General features: G+C 58.4%; 1 protein-coding gene. It reads right to left on the bottom strand.

What is annotated here, in order from left to right; all coding sequences use genetic code 11:
* Nucleotides 1-31: 31 nt before the first annotated feature.
* Nucleotides 32-524: integrase core domain-containing protein (locus GOB81_RS17465; RefSeq protein WP_173571475.1), on the bottom strand; the 493-nt coding region annotated here is incomplete at its 5' end.

Here is a 524-nt window from a genome sequence, read left to right as displayed (position 1 = left end):
TGCGGGCTTGATAAGCTATACCCGGTTGTTGTTATGCCGCCCTTCTGACGGCGTTGCTGTTGGCCATCTGGTCCGGGGTTAACCCCGGACCAGATGGCGTCGGCACGTCATGATACGCCTCATCGGGCGTACGTCCAGCCAGCGCCGTATGCGGACGCCTTTCGTTATAATGGGCGATCCATCTGCCAAGCCCGGCCCGTAGCTCCGATCCGGTTTCGAACGCGTGCAAATAGACGCATTCGTATTTCAGCGACCGCCACAGACGCTCGATAAACACGTTGTCCAGCCAGCGACCGCGCCCATCCATGCTGATGCGGATCTGACGCTCTTCCAGTATCCCGCTGAAACGGGGTGTCGTAAATTGCGACCCCTGGTCAGTATTGAAAATGTCCGGGGCGCCATAGCGCATGAGGGCATCCTGTAGCGCCTCGATACAGAACTCCACGTCCATCGTGTTCGACAGACGCCAGGACAGGACCTTGCGCGTGAACCAGTCCATGATCGCCACGAGATAGAGAAATCCC

Source organism: Acetobacter conturbans, from assembly GCF_011516755.1.
GTDB lineage: Bacteria > Pseudomonadota > Alphaproteobacteria > Acetobacterales > Acetobacteraceae > Acetobacter > Acetobacter conturbans.
Note: the sequence above shows the minus strand (reverse complement) of the source record. Positions and strands in the feature narration are given on the sequence as shown.